Source organism: Luteimonas sp. 9C, from assembly GCF_902506295.1.
GTDB lineage: Bacteria > Pseudomonadota > Gammaproteobacteria > Xanthomonadales > Xanthomonadaceae > Luteimonas.
The window spans coordinates 1321367-1340359 of record NZ_LR733312.1 but is presented as its reverse complement, the minus strand read 5'-3'; the positions used below and the strand labels follow the sequence as shown (position 1 = coordinate 1340359).

General features: G+C 70.4%; 17 protein-coding genes. 16 read left to right on the top strand and 1 reads right to left on the bottom strand.

Features of this window, described 5'->3' with window-relative positions; all coding sequences use genetic code 11:
• Positions 1-16: 16 nt before the first annotated feature.
• The 7 genes from prmB (at position 17) to CURTO8I2_RS05955 (ending at position 7886) form a co-directional block, all read left to right on the top strand.
• Positions 17-988, top strand: coding sequence for a 50S ribosomal protein L3 N(5)-glutamine methyltransferase (prmB, locus tag CURTO8I2_RS05985; protein WP_159679514.1), 972 nt, complete (start codon positions 17-19; stop codon positions 986-988).
• Between the two features lie 208 nt (positions 989-1196).
• Positions 1197-2315: a chorismate synthase gene (aroC, locus tag CURTO8I2_RS05980; RefSeq protein ID WP_159679512.1), complete on the top strand. Its 1119-nt coding sequence runs from the start codon at positions 1197-1199 to the stop codon at positions 2313-2315.
• Positions 2308-3333 (top strand): D-glycerate dehydrogenase, encoded by a 1026-nt coding sequence (locus CURTO8I2_RS05975; protein WP_159679510.1) that lies wholly within the window; start codon positions 2308-2310, stop codon positions 3331-3333. Before aroC ends, CURTO8I2_RS05975 begins: the two co-directional genes overlap by 8 nt.
• 92 nt (positions 3334-3425) lie before the next feature.
• Positions 3426-4454 carry an aspartate-semialdehyde dehydrogenase gene (locus CURTO8I2_RS05970; protein WP_159679508.1) on the top strand — a complete coding sequence of 343 codons (1029 nt, stop codon included), beginning with the start codon at positions 3426-3428 and terminating at the stop codon, positions 4452-4454.
• Between the two features lie 113 nt (positions 4455-4567).
• Entirely contained in the window at positions 4568-6457 is a 1890-nt protein-coding gene (locus CURTO8I2_RS05965; RefSeq protein WP_236551010.1) for a FimV/HubP family polar landmark protein, read from the top strand.
• A gap of 8 nt (positions 6458-6465) precedes the next feature.
• Positions 6466-7254, top strand: a complete 789-nt coding sequence (gene truA / locus CURTO8I2_RS05960) for a tRNA pseudouridine(38-40) synthase TruA (RefSeq protein WP_159679506.1) — start codon at positions 6466-6468, stop codon at positions 7252-7254.
• A complete protein-coding gene (locus CURTO8I2_RS05955; protein WP_159679504.1) occupies positions 7251-7886 on the top strand; it encodes a phosphoribosylanthranilate isomerase in 636 nt (211 codons plus the stop codon). Before truA ends, CURTO8I2_RS05955 begins: the two co-directional genes overlap by 4 nt.
• Before the next feature lie 83 nt (positions 7887-7969).
• Here CURTO8I2_RS05955 and CURTO8I2_RS05950 read toward each other — a convergent pair whose 3' ends face one another.
• A complete protein-coding gene (locus CURTO8I2_RS05950) occupies positions 7970-8854 on the bottom strand; it encodes a LysR family transcriptional regulator (protein ID WP_159679502.1) in 885 nt (294 codons plus the stop codon).
• A 95-nt stretch (positions 8855-8949) separates the two neighbouring features.
• Here CURTO8I2_RS05950 and trpB point away from each other — a divergent pair, with 95 nt between their 5' ends.
• The 9 genes from trpB (at position 8950) to CURTO8I2_RS05905 (ending at position 18946) form a co-directional block, all read left to right on the top strand.
• On the top strand, positions 8950-10167 hold the full coding sequence (gene trpB, locus CURTO8I2_RS05945; protein ID WP_159679501.1) for a tryptophan synthase subunit beta: 1218 nt from the start codon (positions 8950-8952) through the stop codon (positions 10165-10167).
• Between the two features lie 68 nt (positions 10168-10235).
• Positions 10236-11042 (top strand): tryptophan synthase subunit alpha, encoded by an 807-nt coding sequence (gene trpA / locus CURTO8I2_RS05940; RefSeq protein WP_159679499.1) that lies wholly within the window; start codon positions 10236-10238, stop codon positions 11040-11042.
• 95 nt (positions 11043-11137) lie between these two features.
• A complete protein-coding gene (accD, locus tag CURTO8I2_RS05935) occupies positions 11138-12019 on the top strand; it encodes an acetyl-CoA carboxylase, carboxyltransferase subunit beta (RefSeq protein WP_159679497.1) in 882 nt (293 codons plus the stop codon).
• Positions 12016-13365: a phosphoglucosamine mutase gene (gene glmM, locus CURTO8I2_RS05930; protein WP_159679496.1), complete on the top strand. Its 1350-nt coding sequence runs from the start codon at positions 12016-12018 to the stop codon at positions 13363-13365. The genes accD and glmM overlap by 4 nt, the downstream gene beginning before the upstream one ends.
• A 16-nt stretch (positions 13366-13381) precedes the next feature.
• Entirely contained in the window at positions 13382-14320 is a 939-nt protein-coding gene (locus tag CURTO8I2_RS05925; RefSeq protein WP_159679494.1) for a 2-oxoglutarate and iron-dependent oxygenase domain-containing protein, read from the top strand.
• A gap of 295 nt (positions 14321-14615) precedes the next feature.
• Complete coding sequence (locus tag CURTO8I2_RS05920) at positions 14616-15242, top strand: methylamine utilization protein (RefSeq protein WP_236551009.1); 627 nt, start codon at positions 14616-14618, stop codon at positions 15240-15242.
• A complete protein-coding gene (locus CURTO8I2_RS05915) occupies positions 15232-17610 on the top strand; it encodes an EAL domain-containing protein (RefSeq protein ID WP_159679491.1) in 2379 nt (792 codons plus the stop codon). The genes CURTO8I2_RS05920 and CURTO8I2_RS05915 overlap by 11 nt, the downstream gene beginning before the upstream one ends.
• The gene (locus CURTO8I2_RS05910) at positions 17607-18473 is read left to right on the top strand and encodes a DUF3034 family protein (protein ID WP_159679489.1); all 867 of its coding nucleotides are present in this window, start codon (positions 17607-17609) and stop codon (positions 18471-18473) included. The genes CURTO8I2_RS05915 and CURTO8I2_RS05910 overlap by 4 nt, the downstream gene beginning before the upstream one ends.
• A complete protein-coding gene (locus tag CURTO8I2_RS05905; RefSeq protein ID WP_201295481.1) occupies positions 18473-18946 on the top strand; it encodes a group 1 truncated hemoglobin in 474 nt (157 codons plus the stop codon). Before CURTO8I2_RS05910 ends, CURTO8I2_RS05905 begins: the two co-directional genes overlap by 1 nt.
• The last annotated feature ends 47 nt before the right edge of the window (positions 18947-18993 follow it).

The window sequence follows — 18993 nt, the reverse complement described above, 5'->3', positions numbered from 1 at the left end:
CCGAGCTCCGCGCGCCATGACCGAAGAACTGCAGACCATCGTCGACCTGATCCGCTATGGCGCCAGCCGCTTCAACGCCGCCGGGCTGACCTTCGGCCACAGCTACGACAACGCGATCGACGAGGCCACCCAGCTGACCCTGCACGCGCTGCACCTGCCGCACGATCTGAGCCCGGTCTACGGCCAGTCGCGGGTCACGCTGTCGGAGAAGGAAGACGTGCTGGGCCTGTTCCTGCGCCGCATCGAAGAGCGCGTGCCGGCGGCCTACCTGACCGGCGAGGCCTGGTTCGCGGGGCTGAGCTTCAAGTCCGATGCGCGGGCGCTGGTGCCGCGGTCGCCGATCGCCGAGCTGATCCTGTCCGGCTTCGAGCCCTGGCTCGGCGGCCGCGAGGTGCGTCGCGCGCTGGACCTGTGCACCGGCTCGGGCTGCATCGCGATCGCGATGGCGCATCACAACCCCGACTGGCACGTCGACGGCATCGACCTCAGCGACGAGGCCCTGACGCTGGCCGCCGAGAACGAGCAGCGGCTCGAGGTGCGCAATACGCGTTTCCTCAAGTCCGACCTGTTCGACGGGCTGCAGGGCGAGCATTACGACCTGATCGTCACCAATCCGCCCTACGTCACCAACGACGAGACCGACGCGCTGCCGCGCGAATACGCCTACGAGCCCGAGATGGGACTGCGCGCCGGTGACGACGGTCTGGATCTGGTGCTGAAGATCCTGCGCGATGCGCCGCTGCACCTGACCGAGGACGGCCTGCTGATCTGCGAAGTGGGCGAATCCGAACAGCACCTGGTCAAGCTGCTGCCGGAACTGCCGCTAATGTGGATCGAGTTCCAGGTCGGGCAGATGGGCATCTTCGTCGTCGAGCGCCACGACCTGGTCACCCACAGTGCGCGTATCACCCAGCTGGCAGCGGCGCGCGAGGGCAAGACCACGGCCCCGATGGCGGCGACGGACAGCGCGGGCGCCGGATTGTTCTGAGGCCGCGCCGCCCGGACGGATCCATGCAGGCGCGCGCGCGAAGGGCTGTCCACGGGAATGCATCTTCGCGCAGACGCGCGCCTGCAGTCGCGGTCTTGACGGGCGCCGCGTGCCGACGGTTCGCCCGGAAACCATGCGTCCACGCCCGACCCGGGCGCGTTAAGCTTGCCGGCCCGCGTTTCGTGCCGCGTCGCCCCGACGCCTGCCCATGTCCAGCAACAGCTTCGGTCAACTGTTCACTGTCACGACCTTCGGTGAAAGCCACGGGCCGGCCATCGGCTGTGTGGTCGACGGCTGCCCGCCGGGCATCGCGCTCACGGTCGAGGATTTCGCGCACGATCTCGCACGGCGCGCGACCGGCAAGACCCGGCATACCTCGGCGCGGCGCGAGGCCGACGCGGTCGAGATCCTCAGCGGCGTCTTCGAGGGCCTGACCACCGGCACGCCGATCGCGCTGCTGATCCGCAACACCGATGCGCGCAGCAAGGATTACGGCACCATCGCCCAGCAGTTCCGGCCCGGGCACGCCGACTACACCTACTGGCAGAAGTACGGGATCCGCGATCCACGCGGTGGCGGGCGCTCATCGGCGCGCGAGACCACGATGCGTGTCGCGGCGGCGGTGATCGCCAAGAAGTGGCTGAAGGATCGTTACGGCGTGCACGTGCACGGCTACCTGTCGCAGCTCGGCGACATCGTGCCCGCGCAGGTCGACAGCGTCGCGATCGACTGGGACGTCGTCGAATCCAATCCGTTCTTCTGGCCGGACGCCGCGCAGGTGCCTGCGCTCGAAACCTATATGGACGCGCTGCGCAAGTCCGGCGATTCGGTCGGTGCGCGCGTGACCGCCGTGGCCGACGGCGTGCCGCCGGGCTGGGGCGAGCCGGTCTACGGCAAGCTCGATGGCGACCTGGCCGCGGCGATGATGTCGATCAATGCGGTCAAGGGCGTCGAGATCGGCGCCGGCTTCGCGTCCGTGTCGCAGAAGGGCAGCGAACACCGCGACCTGATGACGCCCGCCGGCTTCGCGTCCAACCATGCCGGCGGCGTGCTCGGCGGCATCAGCACCGGCCAGCAGATCGTGGTGTCGACGGCGTTCAAGCCGACGTCCAGCCTGCGCTTGGCCGCAGATGGCCTGGACACCGACGGCAACACGGTCGAAGTGATCACCACCGGTCGCCACGACCCGTGCGTGGGCATCCGCGCGACGCCGATCTGCGAGGCGATGCTGGCGCTGGTGCTGATGGACCAGGCGTTGCGCCATCGCGCGCAGTGCGGCGATGTCGGCACGGTGACGCCGCGGATTGCGGGGCGCATCGATGGCTGAGTCGCGGCCGAAGGTCTGGGTGTCGCAGCCCTTGTTCGACGACATCGTCGAGCGCCTGCGCGCGCATTTCGACGTGGTGCAGGTGCCGGAGGTCAGCGAGCACGACGCGTCCGCGATCGCCGACGCGTTGCGCGGGGCCGACGGCGCGCTGGTGACGCTCAACGAGCGGATCGGGGTTGAAGAAATCGCCGATGCGACGCAGCTGCGGGCGGTGGCCAACGTCGGCGTCGGCTACAACAACCTCGACATCGATGCGCTGCAGGCGCGCGACATCGTCGCGACGAACACCCCCGACGTGCTGACCGAGACGACGGCCGATTTCGGCTTCGCACTGATGATGGCCGCTGCGCGCCGCGTCACCGAAGCCGAGCGCCACCTGCGCGCCGGCCAGTGGCAGGGCTGGAACTTCAAGGGCCTGCTCGGCGCCGATCTGCACGGCAGCACGCTCGGCATCCTCGGCATGGGACGGATCGGGCAGGGCATCGCGAAGCGCGCGTCCGGCTTCGACATGCGCGTGATCTATCACAACCGCAGCCGGCTGCCGGCCGAGGTCGAGCGCGCGTGCAAGGCCTCGTACGTGGATTTCGACACGCTCCTCGCGCAGGCCGACCACCTGGTGCTGGTGCTGCCGTATTCGGCCGCCAGCCACCACATCATCGACGCCGCTGCGCTGGCGAAGATGAAGCCGACCGCGACACTGACCAACATCGCGCGCGGCGGCATCGTCGACGAGGCCGCATTGGCCGATGCGCTGGGCAGCGGCCGTCTCGCCTCGGCCGCGCTCGATGTGTTCGAGGGCGAGCCTGCGGTCGATCCGCGCCTGCTGGCGCTCGACACCATCGTGCTGACCCCGCACATCGCCAGCGGCAGCCTCGCCACGCGTCGTGCGATGGTCACGCTCGCCGTCGACAATCTGATCGCCGCGCTGGGCGCGGGTCCGGATGCCGGCCATCCGCCGAGCGTGATCGCGCCAGCCGCGAACGACGGAAAAGCCGCGAAACGTCCGGGAACCGCCTGAGCGTCAGGGCGGGCGGTTCCCCGAAGCCCCGCTGTGCAGCGCCCGCGCGCCATGTGCGACCCACATCCAGAATTCTTTTCGAGACGTATTGAATGTCCAGTTCCCAGAACCGCCGTTTCCGCGTTGCCGTCGTCGGTGCCACCGGCGCCGTCGGCGAAACCATGCTGTCGATCCTCGCCGAGCGTGATTTCCCCGTCTCCGAACTCGTCGCCCTCGCCAGCGAGCGTTCCGCCGGCACCACCGTGAAGTTCGGCGACGACGACATCGTCGTGCAGGATCTCGCCACCTTCGATCCCGCCGGCATCGACATCGCCCTGTTTTCCGCCGGCGGCGACACCAGCAAGGCCTTTGCTCCGAAGTTCGCCGCGGCCGGCGCCGTCGTCATCGACAACAGTTCGGCGTTCCGCTACGACGACGACGTGCCGCTGGTGATCAGTGAGGTCAATCCCGAAGCGGCGCGCAAGCGCCCGCGCGGCATCATCGCCAATCCCAACTGCTCGACGATGCAGATGCTGGTCGCGCTCGCGCCGCTGCACCGCCGTGCGGGCATCGTGCGCATCAACGTCTCGACCTACCAGTCGGTCTCGGGCGCGGGGCGCTCGGCGATGGAAGAGCTCGGCCGCCAGACCGGCGATCTGCTCAACTTCCGTGAGATCGACCCGCAGAAGTTCCCGGTGCAGATCGCGTTCAACCTGATCCCGCAGATCGACGCTTTCCTCGAGAACGGCTTCACCAAGGAGGAGATGAAGCTGGTCTGGGAGACCCACAAGATCCTCGGCGACGACAGCATCCTGGTGAACCCCACCGCGGTGCGCGTGCCGGTGTTCTATGGCCACTCGGAATCGGTCGCGGTCGAACTGCGCGAACGCATCACCGTCGACGAGGCGCGCGCGATCCTCGCGACCGCGCCGGGCGTCGAAGTGGTCGACGAGCGCACGGCGGGCGGCTGGCCAACGCCGGTCACGCATGCCTCGGGCCGCGATCCGGTGTTCGTCGGCCGCCTCCGCGAGGACCTCTCGCACCCGAACGGTCTGAACCTGTGGATCGTCGCCGACAACATCCGCAAGGGCGCCGCGCTCAATGCGGTGCAGGTCGCCGAACTGGTCGCGGCCGAAGTTTGATTCCGCGCAGGTGCGTCGCAGCCGCGGCTGCGGCGCATCTCCGGACTGCCGGCGCGATGCGGTGCACGCGTCGCGCGTTGCGGAGCGGGAGTCCGCGCCGCTACAGTCCTCCGATGAATCCGGCGCATCGGCAGCAGGCCCGCTCGGCCCCGCCCGGGCCCGGCAAGCAGAAACAGGGGATGTTCGTGTCGCGCACCTTCAAGCGTCTGTTGCTGGCCGGCAGCCTGCTGGCCCTGGCCGGACCCGCGTTCGCGCTCGGGCTGGGCCGTATCGAGGTCCGCTCGCAGCAGGGCCAGCCGTTGCTGGCCGAGATTCCGGTCGTCTCCAGCGATCCGGCCGAACTGCGCCAGTTGCAGGCGCGCCTGGCGTCGCCCGAGACCTTCGCGCGCATCGGTCTCGAGCCCCCGCGCGGCGTGGTCTCGGATCTGCAGTTCAATGTCGCGCTCGACCGCAGCGGGCGTCCGGTGATCCGCGTCACCAGCGCGGCGCCGGTGACCCAGGAAGCGCTGACGTTCCTGGTCGAGGTCGACTGGGGCCAGGGCCGCCTGGTCCGCGAATACTCTGCACTCGTCGCCGTGCCCGATACCGTCGCCGCGCCCGCGCAGCCGACGATCCAGGCGCCGGTGGCCGCGCCTGCGCCGAGCATCGTGCGTCCCCCGGTTGCGCCCGCACCGGCCGCGCAGCAGGCCGCCGCGCCCGTGTCGCCGACTGACGACGACGCGATCGCGACGACGCCCTCTCAGCCGACGCCGACACCTGCACCGACGCCTGCACCCGTGGCACGGGCGGCCGACGCCGCCGTCACCCCGGGTGATGCGTTGCCCGCGGTGCGCGCCGGACAGACGCTGTCGTCGATCGCCGCGCCGCTCGCCGAGGAGGCCGGCATCAGCGTCAACCAGGCGATGCTGCTGTTGTTGCGTACGAATCCCGAGGCCTTCATCGGCGGCAACCTCAACCTGATCCGTCAGGGCGCGGTGCTGCGGGTGCCGGCGCGCGATGCCTGGAACCAGTTCAGTGCCGCCGAAGCCAACGCCGTGGTGCGCGAGCAGGTGGGCCAGTGGCGCGAGATGCGTCGCCCGGCGCCGCAGCCTGCCGAACCGGTTGCCGATGCCACGGCGCCGGCCGCAGCCACTGCGCCGACCGCGACCCCCCGCACCGCCGATGCACGACTCGAAATCACACCGCCCGCCAGCGACAGCCAGCCGGCGGGCACCCAATCCGGCATCGCTGCCGGCGCTGGAGGCGACATGCTGCGTCAGGAACTTCAACAGGCCAACGAGACCGTGGCCGCGCGCACCGCGGAGATCGACGAACTCAAGGCCCGCCTCGACGATCTCGAACAGCTGCAGCAGCAACAGCAGCAGCTGATCCAGCTCAAGGACGCCGAGCTGGCCGCCGCCCAGCAGCGCATGGAAGCGAGCAACCAGCAGCAGGCGAGCGTCGCCGCGCCGATGCCGTGGCTGTGGCTCGGCGTCGCGATCCTGGTCGTCGCCGCGCTCGCATTCCTGCTGGGCCGCCGCGGCCGCGCGCCGGTGGCCAGACGCCCCTTCGACAGCGCCGCGCTGGCAGCCGGCATGCCCACCGCGAGCCCCGCATCGACTGCGCCGGCCGTGACGGTGCCTGAGCCCGCGACGCCCGCGCCCGCGCCCGCGTTCGTGCGTGAAGCGCCGGCGCCTGCACCGGTCGTCGAGGCTGCGCCGATCGTGTCGCCGGTATCGACCGGCCCGACCTGGCACGCCCCCTCCGCAACATCTGCGGACGACGCGTCGGTTCCCGGGGTCGCGCCGGTGCCCGCTGCGGATCCGGCGGGCGACGCGCCTGTCGAGCTGGACACCGGCGACGCCGTCGACACGCCGATCGGCGTGGAGCGCGTCGAACTGGCACGCGCCTACATCGACCTCGGCGATACCGAGACCGCACGCAGTCTGATGATGGAAGTGGTGGATGGCGACGATCTCGCGGCCGCCGCGCAGGCCGCGCAGCTGCTGCGCACCCTGGACTGACTACCGCGATGCGGGTTGCGATTGGCGTCGAGTACGACGGCCATGGCTTCCACGGCTGGCAGCGGCTGGGCAAGGCAGCCGAAACCGGCCCCGGCTCCGTGCAGGCCGCGCTGGAAACGGCGCTGTCGCGCGTCGCCGCGCATCCGGTCGTGACCACGTGCGCGGGGCGCACCGATGCCGGCGTGCACGCGCGCTGCCAGGTCGTGCACTTCGATACCGAGGCGGTGCGCACGCCGCGCGCGTGGATGCTCGGCACCACCGCGCACCTGCCGCCGGCGGTCTGCGTGCGTTGGGCCCAGCCGGTGCCCGACGATTTCAGCGCCCGGTTTTCCGCGCGCGCCCGGCACTACCGCTACCGGCTCATCAACCGGCCCGTGCGACCCGCACTGCATCGGCAGTACCTGTCGTGGGAACTGCGCCCGCTCGACGCCGACGCCATGCAGCGCGCCGCGCAGGCACTGCTGGGTGAGCAGGACTTCTCCGCGTTCCGTACCGTGCACTGCCAGGCACCGCACGCGCGCCGCGACCTGCAGCGCATCGGCGTGAGGCGGGACGGCGACGAGGTCATCGTCGAAGTGCAGGCGAACGCGTTCCTGCACCACATGGTGCGCAACATCGTCGGTTCGCTGCTCGTGGTGGGTGCCGGTGAACAACCCGAAACCTGGATCGGCGAACTGCTGGCAGGACGCGATCGCAGTGTCGCCGGCCCCACCGCACCCGCGGCCGGTCTCGTGTTTCTTGGACCGCTGTATCCGCCGGAGTGGGCACTGCCGGCGGACGTGACGCTGTCGCCATGAGCGCACCGGTTTCCACGCGGATCAAGTTCTGCGGTCTGACCCGCGCCGAAGACGTGGCCGAAGCGGTCGCGCTCGGCGTCGATTGCATCGGCCTGGTGTTCGCGGCGCGCAGTGCGCGTCGGCTCACGCCGGATGCGGCGCGGGTGCTGCGCGATGCGGTGCCGCCCTCGGTCCGCATCGTCGCGTTGACGATGGACACGCCGGCCGACGATGTCGCCGGGATCGTATCGGCGGTGCGACCGGACATCCTGCAGTTCCATGGCGCCGAAGACGACGCGTTCTGCGTGCAGTTCGGTCTGCCGTACTGGAAAGCGATTGCGATGGGCGGCGATCCGGCCGCGGCGCTGCGCACGCTCGATGCGTGGCCGCACGCGTCGGCCTTCCTGTTCGACGGTCACGCGGCCGGCGAGCCCGGCGGCAGTGGGGAGCGCTTCGACTGGGCGGCCCTGCCGGCATCGCTCGACACGCCGTTCTGGCTCGCCGGCGGACTCGATGCGGGCAATGTCGCGCATGCCATCGAGGTGGCGCACCCGGCGGGCGTCGATGTCTCCAGCGGCATCGAATCCGCGCCGGGCATCAAGGATGCAGCGCGGATGCGCGCGTTCGTCGAGGCGGTGCGCGGCATCCGTTGATCGCGGTCCGTGCAGGCACGCGCCTGCGCGCGCTGGACTCTGCCGGTGACGCCGATCGCGCGCACGCGCGCTTCCACGTGCCGTCAGGCCAGTTCCTGCCGGAGCCACGCCGCCAGCGCATCGAGACGCGGATCGTCATCGTCCCGGCGCGTCGCCAGGATCCACTGCGCATCGGTTTCGACGAAACCCCACGGCGCGAGCAGGCGGCCCGCGGCGAGATCGTCGGCGACGAGTTCCTGCGGCGCAATCGCGACGCCGAGCCCGGCGGCCGCAGCTTCGAGCAGGAAGTACAGATGCTCGAATCCCGTGCCGAGATCGTCCGGCGACGCGGCGCCCTGCAGCGAGGCCCACGTCGGCCAGGCCTGCGGGCGTGAAGCGGTGTGCAGCAACGGTTCGCGCAGCAGCGCCTCGGGGCCCAGGGCCGCGAGACGTGTCGCGTCGACGTGACGCGCGCTGAGCACCGGGCCGATCCGCTCCGACGCGAGTGCGCGCACCCTCCACGAAGCCGGCCACGGCGGCGTGCCGATCAGCAACGCGGCATCGAAGCCGTCCAGCGAGGCCGGGAACGCGCCCTCGTGCGGCGACAGGTGCAGGGTCAGGTCGGGCAGGGCCTCGCCCAGGCGCGGCAGTCGCGGAATCATCCAGCGGGCGAGCAGGCTCCCCGGACACCCAAGCACGCGCGCCTGTCCGGCGCCCGAGCGCCGGATCGCCGCGGCCGCGCCCTGCAGACGCGCGAATGCATCGCCCGCGGCATCGCGCATCCGCAGCCCGGCCGGGGTGAGCCGCAGGCCACGACCCGCGCGCACGAACAGGGCCGTCCCCAGCGCGTCCTCGAGCAGGCGCACCTGGCGGCTGATCGCGCCATGGGTCACGTGCAGCGCCTCGGCCGCGCGGCTCAGGCTGCCGAGGCGCGCGGCGGCCTCGAAGGCGCGCAGCGCGTTGAGCGGTGGCAGATCGGTGTCCGGCATGTGAGATTTCCTGACGGTTCCGTCAGATCTTATCGATTCTGGTCGTGCGATGTGTGCGTTAGAGTACGAGTCAGTCCGCACCGTGGCCCGCCCTGATGTCGCAGTCTCCGATCACCGATTTCCACGTATGGCCCGACGCCAACGGCCACTTCGGCCGCTACGGCGGCCGCTTCGTCGCCGACACGCTGATGGAGCCGGTCGCCGAACTCGCGGCGGCCTACGACACCGCCAAGGCGGATCCTGCGTTCCAGGAGGCGTTCGACAAGGACCTGGCCCACTACGTCGGACGGCCGAGCCCGATCTATCACGCCGAACGGCTCAGCGAGGCCGTCGGCGGCGCGCGCATCCTGCTCAAGCGCGAGGACCTGAACCACACCGGCGCGCACAAGATCAACAACACCGTGGGCCAAGCGCTGCTCGCCAGTCGCATGGGCAAGACCCGGATCATCGCCGAGACCGGCGCCGGCCAGCACGGCGTGGCCAGTGCCACCGTCGCCGCGCGGCTGGGCCTGGAATGCGTGGTCTACATGGGCGCGACCGACATCGAGCGGCAGAAGATCAACGTCTACCGCATGCGCCTGCTGGGCGCGGAAGTCGTGCCGGTGACTTCGGGCTCGGCGACGCTCAAGGACGCGCTCAACGAGGCGATGCGTGACTGGGTCTCGAATGTGCGCGACACCTTCTACATCATCGGCACGGTCGCCGGTCCCGATCCGTATCCGCGGATGGTCCGCGATTTCAACGCGATCGTCGGCCGCGAGGCGCGCGCGCAGATGCTGGCCGAGTACGGCCGCCTGCCGGACGCGATCACCGCCTGCGTCGGCGGGGGCAGCAATGCGATCGGCCTGTTCCATGCGTTCCTCAACGACCCTCAGGTGCGCATCGTCGGCGCCGAGGCGGCGGGCGACGGCATCGACACCGGCCGCCATGCCGCGTCGATCGCCGCCGGTCGCCCGGGCGTGCTGCACGGCAACCGCACCTATGTGATCTGCGACGACGACGGCCAGATCACCGAAACGCATTCGGTCTCCGCCGGCCTCGATTATCCGGGCGTCGGCCCCGAGCACTCCTTCCTCGCCGATGCCGGCCGTGCGCAATACGTCGGCATCACCGACGACGAAGCCCTGGCCGCGTTCCATCAGCTCGCGAAGACCGAAGGCATCCTCGCCGCGCTCGAATCCAGCCACGCGATCGCGCAGGCGATCAAGCTCGCACGCGAATTGCCGAAGGACGCGATGGTGCTCGCCAACCTGTCCGGCCGCGGCGACAAGGACGTGCACACGATCGCCCAGCGCGAAGGGTTCGTGCTGTGAGTGCGTCCAGCGTCGACTCCACGGCGTCGCGACTGGCCGCTTCAGGCACCGGAGCGCCCCGCACCGCCATGAACCGCATCGACAGCCGCTTCGCCGCACTCCGCGACGCCGGCCGCAAGGCCCTGATCCCGTTCTTCACCGCGGGCGACCCCGCGCTCAAGGCCACCGTGCCGGTGATGCATGCGCTGGTCGCGGCCGGCGCCGACGTCATCGAACTCGGTGTGCCGTTCTCCGACCCGATGGCGGACGGCCCGACCATCCAGCGCAGTTCCGAGCGCGCGCTGGGACGCGGCGCGGGCATGACCTACGTGCTCGACGCGGTACGCACCTTCCGCGCGCAGGACGTCACCACGCCGGTCGTGCTGATGGGTTATCTGAATCCGGTCGACATCCGCGGCGCCGACACGTTCGCGCGCCAGGCCGCAGAGGCCGGCGTGGACGGCGTGCTGCTGGTCGACCTGCCACCCGAGGAAGCCGACGACTTCCGCGTGGGCTTCGACGCGGCCGGCATCGCGCTGGTGCTGCTGGCCTCCCCGACGACGACCGACGCGCGCATCGAGGCGCTGTGCGCACGCGCGCAGGGCTATCTGTACTACGTGAGTTTCGCCGGGGTGACCGGCGCGGCGGAGCGGCTCGATCCCGTGCAGGCCTCGACCCGGCTGCGGTCGATCCGCGCCGCCAGCCGTGCGCCGGTGGTGGCCGGTTTCGGTATCCGTGACGCCGCGAGTGCCGCCGCGATGGCGGTCGATGCCGACGGTGTCGTCGTCGGCAGTGCGCTGGTCGCCGCGCTCGACGGGGCAGCGGATGCGAACGAGGCCGCTGCACGGGCGCAGGCGTTTCTTGCGCCGTTGCGCAGGGCGCTCGACGCTCCCTGAACCGGGGCGGCATTGCGGGCAGCGGGCCGCCGGGGGCGGTCGGGTACACTTCCGCGTTTTGCGGCCCCGTTGCGGCCGTCGGGAGAAATACGCCCATGTCCTGGTTGCAGAAGATCATGCCGCCGCGCATCCGCACCGATGCGCCCGCGGCCAAGAAGCGCAGCGTTCCCGAAGGCCTGTGGGAGAAGTGCGAGCGCTGCAGCGCCGTGCTGTACGGCCCGGAGCTCGAAGAGAATCTGGAGGTCTGCCCGAAGTGCAACTTCCACCGCGCGATCCGCGCGCGCGCGCGCCTGAAGGCATTTCTGGACCCGGGCAGCCTGCATGAGATCGCGGCCGATCTGGGCCCGACCGACATCCTGAAGTTCAAGGACCAGAAGAAGTACTCGGACCGCATCAAGGCCGCGCAGCGCGCCACCGGTGAGCGAGACACGCTGATCGCGATGCAGGGCACGCTGATGCAGCGCCCGATCGTCGCCGCCGCGATGGACTTCGCCTACATGGGCGGCTCGATGGGCTCGGTCGGCGGCGAGAAGTTCGCCCGCGCCGCCGAGCAGGCGCTCGCCCTGCACGCGCCCTTCGTGAGCTTCGCCGCGAGCGGTGGCATGCGCATGCAGGAGAGCATGTTCTCGCTGCTGCAGATGGCCAAGACCTCGGCCGCGCTGGCACGGCTGCGCGAAGCGGGCCTGCCGTACATCTCGGTGCTGACCAACCCGACCTACGGCGGGACCTCCGCCTCGTTCGCGATGCTCGGCGACATCAACATCGCCGAGCCCGAAGCGCTGATCGGGTTCGCCGGCCCGCGCGTGATCGAGCAGACCGTGCGCGAGACCCTGCCCGAAGGCTTCCAGACCTCGGAATTCCTGCTCGAGCACGGCGCGATCGACCAGATCTGCGATCGCCGCGAAATGCGCGACCGCATTTCCCGTCTGGTGGCATTGCTCGGCAAGCAGGACATGCCGATCGAGGCCGCTGCGTGAGCCGTCGGTATTTCGGGACGGATGGCATCCGCGGGCGGGTCGGCGAAGGCTCGATCTCCGCCGATTTCGTACTGCGCCTGGGCAATGCCTACGGCCATTCGCTGCGCGGACGCGGCGGCGACTGGCGGCGTCCGCAGGTGCTGATCGGCAAGGACACGCGCATCTCGAACTATATGTTCGAGGCCGCGCTGGAAGCCGGGCTGGTCGCGGCGGGTGTGGACGTGCAGCTGATGGGCCCGATGCCGACGCCCGCGGTCGCGCATCTGACGCGCTCGCTCGGCGCCGACGGCGGCATCGTCATTTCCGCCTCGCACAATCCGCATCACGACAACGGCATCAAGTTCTTCAGCGCGCAGGGCGAGAAGCTCGACGACGCGACCGAACTCGCGATCGAAGCCGCGCTCGACCAGCCGTTCCGCACCGTCGCCTCCGAGAAGCTCGGCAAGGCCGTGCGCACCCGTGACGCGGTAGGCCGCTACGTCGAAGCCTGCAAGGCCTCGGTGCCGCGTGGTTTCGATCTCGACGGCATGCGCATCGTGGTGGACTGCGCGAACGGCGCGACCTACCAGGTCGGCCCGATCGTGCTGCGCGAACTCGGCGCGCAGGTCGAGGTGATCGGCGCCGAGCCCAACGGCGTCAACATCAATGCCGGCGTCGGCTCCACCCATCCCGAATTCCTGAGCGAGCGCGTCAGCCGCAGCGGCGCGAATCTCGGCATCGCCTTCGACGGCGACGGCGACCGCGTGCTGTTCGTCGATGCCAACGGCACCGTGCGCGACGGCGATGATCTGCTGTACGTCCTCGCGCGCGACTGGCACCAGTCGGGCCGTCTGCAGGGTCCGGTGGTCGGCACGCTGATGAGCAATTTCGGCCTGGAACGTGCGTTCGGCGAGGCCGGCATCGGCTTCGCCCGCGCGAAGGTCGGCGACCGCTACGTGCACCAGATGCTGCTCGAACACGACGGCGTGCTGGGCGGCGAAACCTCCGGCCACCTGCTGTGCCTGGACCGCGCGACGACCGGCGACGGCATCATCAGCGCGCTGCAGGTGCTCGAGGTGCTGCGTCGACGCGGGCAGTCGCTGCAGGAAGCGCTGCATGGTCTGTCGAAAGTGCCGCAGAAGACCATCAACGTGCGCTACGCAGGTGCATCGAAGCCGGCGGACGCGCCGGCCGTGCAGGCCGCGCTCGCCGATGCACAGGCCGCCGTGCAGGGCCGTGGCCGCGCGTTCCTGCGTCCTTCGGGTACCGAGCCGGTGGTCCGTGTGACCGTCGAAGCCGACGACGACACCCTGATGCAATCGACCCTCGACCAACTGGCCGACGCCGTGCGCGCGGCCGCCGCCTGATTCCAAGGAGTCCGCGATGCCCCCCCGTATTCCCACGCTCGACATCCGCCGTTTCGGCACGGACCGGGACGCCTTCGTGGCCGAACTCGGCGCCGCCTACCGCGAGTGGGGCTTCGCGGGCATCAACGGGCACGGCATTCCGCAGGCGCAGATCGATGGCGCCTACGACGTGTTCAAGGCGTTCTTCGCCCTGCCGGACGCGACCAAGCAGCAGTATCACGTGGCAGGCGGCGGCGGTGCGCGCGGCTACACCGCGTTCGGCGTGGAAACCGCGAAGGGTGCCCAGCATTTCGACCTCAAGGAGTTCTGGCACATCGGCCGCGAGATTCCCGACGACTCGAAGTACCGTGACGTCATGCCGCCGAACCTGTGGCCGACCGAGGTGCCGGGCTTCCGCGAACACGGCTACGGCCTGTACCAGACGCTCGATGCGCTGGGCTCGAAGGTGCTGTCGGCGCTGGCGCTGCATATCGGTCTGCCGGAGGACTACTTCGTCGACAAGACCGACTACGGCAACTCGATCCTGCGCCCGATCCACTACCCGCCGATCACCGCCGACGACATTCCGAACGAGCGCGCCGGCGCGCACGAGGACATCAACCTGATCACGCTGCTGGTCGGCGCGAGCGCGGCCGGCCTGGAAGTGAAGTCATCGCGTGGCGAGTGGGTGCCGTTCACATCCGACGCCGACACCATCGTCGTCAACATCGGCGACATGCTGCAGCGCCTGACCAACCACGTGTATCCGTCGACGACGCACCGCGTGACCAATCCGCCGGGCGAGCAGGCGCGCAAGCCGCGCTATTCGGTGCCGTTCTTCCTGCACCCGAATCCGGATTTCGTCATCGACGTGCTGCCGTCGACGGTGAGCGACGGCAATCCGAGCCGGTATCCCGAGGCGATCACCGCGCAGGGCTATCTCGAAGAGCGTCTGCGCGAAATCAAGCTGAAGTAGGACCGCAGACACGGCCTCCGGGCCGACGTCCCGATGGAACGGCGCCCTCGCGGCGCCGTTTCCGTGTGCGGATGCGTGCGGCAACGTGTCGCACGGCTTGGCGAACGTCCGGGTCGTCCGCGCCGCGAGACCTCGACGCAGCGATCGCATGCCGGTGGCGCGAGGTCACCGGTTCTGGTGCAATGCGCGGGCCGCTTGCGTGCGGTGAGCAAGGGGACTATCGGGAATGATCGCGTGGAACGGGCTGCGCCTCCGGGCGTTGCAATGGAGTCTGTGCGCGCTCGCGGTCTGTGCAATGGATGGTGCAGTGGCGGCGTCGCTGACGGTATCGGTGGACGGGGACGGTGCACGCCTGGCAGGCGCCGTGGTGAGTCTGCATTCGCCGGCCGCGCGTGCGGCCGTGCGCCCGATGACGGGCGAAATCGACCAGCGCCAGGCGGAATTCGTGCCGCACGTGCTGCCGGTCACGGTCGGAAGCCGGGTGCGGTTTCCCAACAGCGACAATTTCCGCCACCAGGTCTATTCGTTCTCGCCGGCGCAGCGTTTCGAGCTGCCGCTCTACAGCGGACGCCAGGCCCAGCCGGTGCTGTTCGAGACGCCGGGCGTGGTCGAGCTGGGCTGCAACATCCATGACTGGATGCTCGGCTACGTCGTCGTACTCGATACGCCGTACTTCGCCACCACCGATGCCGCCGGTGCGGCGCGGCTGCAGGCGCCGGCCGGCGATTACACGCTGCAAATCTGGCACGAGCGGCTCGACGCCGGTCCCGGTGCGCCGGTGACGCGCCGCGTGCGGGTGGGCGCGGGGCAGGTCGAGCGGGTCACGCTCGATCTGGAGGCCGCGCGCATGGCGCCGCAACCGGCCGATGCACGGCTGCGTCAGCTGCAGGAGCGGTTCCGGAGTCTCAAGCGTGGGGGATGAGCCGCTGCTGCCGAGACGCGGTCTCGGTTTCCGCGGGCGCATCGTCCTGGGATTCCTGCTGCTGCTGATCGGCGCCCAGATCGCGACGCTGGGCATCGTCGGGGTTGCCGCCGAGCGCGCGGTGCGCGAACAGCTGGGCGAGCAGCTGCGGGTCAGCGAGCGCGTGTGGGCGCAGCTGTCCGCCGCCAGTGCCGAACGGTTGCAGGAATCGGTCTCGGTGCTGGCCGACGATTTCGCCTTCCGGGCCGCGGTCGCCACCCGGGACCAGCCGACGGCCGAAATCGCGCTGCTCAACCAGGGCACGCGGATCAATGCCGATGTCGCCCTGTTGCTGGCGCCGGACGGCGCGGTGCAGGTGGCGATCGGCCCCGAAGACGATGCCGATACCGCGCGCGCGATGGCGCCGCTGCTCGCCCAGGCGGGGGCCGAGGGCCGGGCGACCGGTGTCGCGCTGCTCGACGCACGGCCGTTCCTGGTGGCGGTGGTGCCGGTGATGGCGCCGCGCCGCGTGGCATGGGCGGCGGTGGGGCTGCAGTACGGCGAGGTGCTGGCGCGCCGTTACCGCGGCATCGTCGGCATGGAGGTGGTGTTCGTCGAGGACGATGGCGACCACCTCCGCGTGCTCGCCTCGACGCTGCCCGATCCCCAGACCGAAGCGCTGCGCCGCAGCCGTTACGCCGGCCGCGCGGCCGATGGCGACAATGTCGACCTCGCGCTCGATGGCCGTCATTACGCCTCGCATACCTTCCGCGCCGCGCAGGGCGCCGGCCAGGGGGTGCAGGTGATGCTGCTGGCCGACCTCGACGAGGCGCTGGCCCCGTATCACCGGCTGCGCGACCAGATCCTGTGGGTGGCCGGGCTCGCGGCGCTCGTGGCGGCCGCGCTCGCGGTGCTGGTGGGGCAGGGCATCGCGCGTCCGGTGCAGCGGCTGGCCGATGCCGCGCGGCGCATCGGCGCGGGTGATTACGCGGATCCACTGCCGGTGCGTGGCCGCGACGAGCTCGCCGATCTCGCCGGTGCATTCAATGCGATGCAGCGCGAGATCGGCCAGCGCGAGGCGCGCATCCGCTTCCAGTCCACCCACGACGAGCTCACTGGACTGCCGAACCGCAGCCACGCGCTGGGCGTGCTGGCGCGCACGATCGAACGCGCCCGCGGGCACGGCCGCACCTGCGCGGTCCTGATCCTCGATCTGGACCGCTTCAAGGAGATCAACGATTCGCTGGGCCACGTCTACGGCGACGCGGTGCTGACCGGGGTCGCGCAGCGCCTGCGCGCGGCGGTGCGGGGCGAGGACATGCTCGCGCGGCTGGGCGGCGACGAATTCCTGGTGCTGCTCGACGATGCGGACGCCGATGCGGCCTGCGAACGCGCGCGCCAGCTCGCCCGGGTGCTGGAGACCCCGTTCCTGCTGGCGGACACCCAGGTCGGCCTGGAAGCCAGCATCGGCGTCGCGGTCTATCCGGCCCACGCGGACGACGCGGCGACGCTGCTGCGGCGGGCCGACATCGCGATGTACGAAGCCAAGCAGCAGCACCGGCGCGTGCTGGTCTATCGGGCCGGCGACGACGAACACCATCTGCGCCAGGTCGGCTTGATGGGTCTGCTGCGGCACGCACTCGAACTGCGCCAGTTCCGGCTGGTGTTCCAGCCCAAGATCGATCTCGCCAGCCGCCGCGTGGTGCACGTCGAAGCGCTGCTGCGCTGGACGACCCCCGAGTACGGCGACGTGACGCCCGACGAGTTCATTCCGCTGGCCGAACGCTCCGGGATGATCCGCGCGATCACCCGCCATGTGATCGACGATGCCCTGCGCCAGGTCGCGCCGTGGATCGCCGATGGCCTGATCGAAGGCGTGGCGGTCAACCTGTCGCCGATGGATCTCGTCGACGGCGACCTGCCCGGCTACGTGGGGCAGTGCCTGCAGGCCCACGGCGTCGCCGCGGGCAGCCTGGTGCTGGAAGTGACGGAGCACACCGTGATGCGGGACGTCGAGGCGGCGCGGGCCACCATGCACCGGCTGCGCGGGCAGGGCGTACGCCTGTCGATCGACGATTTCGGCACCGGCCACTCCTCGCTCGCGCAGTTGCGCAGCCTGGCGGTGGACGAGATCAAGATCGACAGGAGCTTCGTTTCCGACCTGGGCAATGGCAGCGGCGATGCGGTGATCGTGCGATCGGCGATCGAGATCGGCCACAACATGGGTCTGAAGGTCATCGCCGAAGGCGTCGAGGGGCCGGAGAGTCTGGCGATCCTCGAGGCGCTCCGGTGCGACATGGTGCAGGGCTACCTGTTCTCGCGACCGCTCGCCGCCGATGCCTTCGTCGAGTGGTGCACGCAGTTCCAGCGCACACAGGCGGGCACATGAGGCGGCACCTGCATGCGTGGGCACTCGCGGCGCTGGCCGGCCTGCCGGCGCTCGCGTGCCATGCCGGCGACGGACGCCTGCTCGCGACCGGCGGCGCCAGCCAGATCGAGGGCGCCGCGGGCGGAGGGCTCGTGCCCTGGGCCGTGCTCGCCGGCTACGGCACCGACGACCAGCAGGGCGGCACCGCGTTCGTGACCGCGGTGCGCACTGACGACTACGGGCTCGACGTGATCGGGGCGGCCTGGAGCTGGGACAACCGCATCGAACTGTCGATCGCGCGGCAGACGTTCTCGCTCGATACGCTGCGCGACACCCTGTCGCTGCCGACCGCGCGCTTCCGCCAGGATGTGCTCGGCGCGAAGCTGCGGCTGCGTGGCGATCTGGTTTACGGGCACGGCCCGCAGGTCGCGCTCGGCGTACAGGCCAAGCGGCAGCTGGATTTCGCGGTGCCGTCGCTGGTCGGTGCGCGCGACGACACCGGCGTCGATGTCTACGTCAGCGCGTCACGGTTGCTGCTGGCGGCAGCCGGCGGACGCAACCTGCTGCTCAGCGGCACGGTGCGCGCGACGCGCGCCAACCAGGCCGGTCTGCTGGGGTTCGGCGGCGACCGCCGCGCGGGCTACAGCGTCGTCGCCGAAGGCAGCGCCGTGGTGCTGCTGGACCCGCGCTGGGCGGTGGGCATCGAGTACCGGCAGAAACCCGACAACCTCGGCTTCGCGCGCGAGGACGACTGGCGTGATGTGTTCGTCGCCTGGTTCCCGAACAAGCGCGTCGCGGTCGTCGGCGCGTGGGCCGATCTGGGCGACATCGCCACGCTGCAGCGCCAGCGCGGCGCCTACCTGTCCGTGCAGGCAAGCTTCTGATGGCCGCGGGCGCATCCATCCGTGTGCTGCTGGCGACCTGCGTGCTGGCCGTCGGCGCGTCCGGCTGCGCCACGCGGCCCACGCCATCGGTGCCGCTCGCCGCCGCTGCGCCGGCCGACGATGCGCTGTATCGCGCGCTCGGCGGGCAGGCGGGCATCGAGGGCATCGTGGACGATCTGCTCGATGTCGTGGTCGAGGACGAACGCATCAACTTCCAGTTCGCACTGGCCAATATCGTGCGCCTGCGCGGCATGCTCATCGCGCAGTTCTGCAGCGTCTCCGGCGGCCCCTGCCGCTACGACGGGCTGACGATGGAGGAGGCGCACGCGGGCCGCGGCATCACCACGGCGCAGTTCAACGCGCTGGTCGAGAACCTGATCCGGGTCATGGAACGCCGCGGCGTGCCGGTCGCGGCTCAGAACCGGCTGCTGCGCCGGCTGGCGCCGATGCACGATGACGTGGTCGGTCCCTGAACCGGTCAGGCACGCGCATCGGCTATCCTCGTGCGCCTCTCGTCACA